The sequence below is a fragment of the Pseudoduganella sp. RAF53_2 genome, from assembly GCF_052113985.1.
Classification (GTDB): Bacteria; Pseudomonadota; Gammaproteobacteria; order Burkholderiales; family Burkholderiaceae_D; genus Rugamonas.
Window position 1 is genome coordinate 1 of sequence record NZ_JBFRDW010000958.1, and the last position, 1,512, is coordinate 1,512.

Consider the following 1,512-nt stretch of genomic DNA (forward strand, 5'->3'; position numbering starts at 1 on the left):
GGCTCAAGGGCTCAAGGGTATCGCATGGATAGCGCAACATCCGAAAAATCCATTATAGCGCTGGACCGCTGGCTGCAAACCCCGCCTGGCGCTTATGTGCGTGCCTGGGAGCAAGCCTGTCTCGACAGTTTGGTGGCCGATATCTTCGGATTCAATGCGGTACAGATCGGCATGCCGCAGATCGATGCATTGGCCGCCAACCGCATGAAAAACAAATGGCTGGCCGATACGCGTGTGCGTCCGCTCGGCATTGAGGGCCTGCGTCCCGTTTCCGTCACTTTTGAACACACCGAACTGCCGTTCGCGGCCCAGAGCCTGGACCTGGTGGTGATGCCGCATGTGCTGGAATTCGCCGCCGAACCGCACCAGCTGCTGCGCGAAGTCGAGCGCGTGCTGATGCCGGAAGGGCAGTTGATCATTTGCGGCTTCAATCCGCGCAGCCTGTGGGGCATGCGCCAGGTGACGGCGCGCGTGACCGGCGCCCACTATCTGCCGGAAGCGGGCGAGTTCATCTCTATGCCGCGCATCAAGGACTGGTTAAAATTGCTGAATATGGGCGTCAGCCAGAGCCACTTCGGCTGCTACGCGCCTGCTGCCCGCACCGATCGCTGGCTGTCGCGCTTCTCCTTCATGGATAAAGCGGGCCAGCGCTACTGGCCGTATTTCGGCGCGGTGTACATGGTGCAGGCGATCAAGCGGGTGAAGGGCATGCGCCTGATCGGTCCGGCCTGGGCCAAAAAACAGGCCAAGGCACCGGTGGCGGTGCCGGCCGCAAACAAACATAGAGAATTCCTGGATGGACAAGGTTGAGATTTTTACCGACGGCGCGTGCAAGGGTAATCCCGGCGTCGGCGGATGGGGCGCGCTGATGATGGCGGGCGACGCGCAAAAAGAACTGTTCGGCGGCGAGCTGAATACCACCAATAACCGCATGGAGCTGACCGCGGTGATCGAATCGCTGCGGGCTTTGAAGCGCCCTTGCGAAGTGGTGCTGCACACGGACAGCCAATACGTCCAGAAGGGTATCAGCGAATGGATACACGGCTGGAAGGCGCGTGGCTGGAAAACCTCGACCAAGGAGCCGGTGAAGAATGCCGACCTGTGGCAGGCGCTGGACGAAGCCCAGGCCGTGCACAAGGTGGACTGGCGCTGGGTGCGCGGCCACAACGGCCATCCGGGCAACGAGCGCGCCGACCAGCTGGCGAACCTGGGCGTGGAATCGGTTCGCCGCAARTGACCTGCTATACTGCTGAGCTCGCGTTGAACCAGAAATAATGAGAACCATGCGCCAAATCGTCCTCGATACAGAAACCACCGGCATCAATCCCAAACAGGGCAATCGCATCATCGAAATCGGCTGCGTCGAACTGGTCAACCGCACGCTGACGGGCAATAACTTCCACTGCTACATCAATCCTGAGCGCGACTCGGAAGAGGGCGCGCTGGCGGTACACGGCCTGACCACGGAATTTTTGAGCGACAAGCCGCGTTTCCATGAAATCGTGGAAGGAC

3 protein-coding genes are annotated in these 1,512 nt (G+C 60.5%); all 3 read left to right on the top strand.

What is annotated here, in order from left to right; translation table 11 throughout:
- Nucleotides 1-24 precede the first annotated feature (24 nt).
- On the top strand, nucleotides 25-810 hold the full coding sequence (locus tag AB4Z11_RS31395) for a class I SAM-dependent methyltransferase (protein ID WP_442030043.1): 786 nt from the start codon (nucleotides 25-27) through the stop codon (nucleotides 808-810).
- Entirely contained in the window at nucleotides 797-1,237 is a 441-nt protein-coding gene (rnhA, locus tag AB4Z11_RS31400) for a ribonuclease HI (RefSeq protein ID WP_442030045.1), read from the top strand. Before AB4Z11_RS31395 ends, rnhA begins: the two co-directional genes overlap by 14 nt.
- 46 nt (nucleotides 1,238-1,283) lie before the next feature.
- Nucleotides 1,284-1,512: exonuclease domain-containing protein (locus tag AB4Z11_RS31405; RefSeq protein WP_442030047.1), on the top strand; the 229-nt coding region annotated here is incomplete at its 3' end.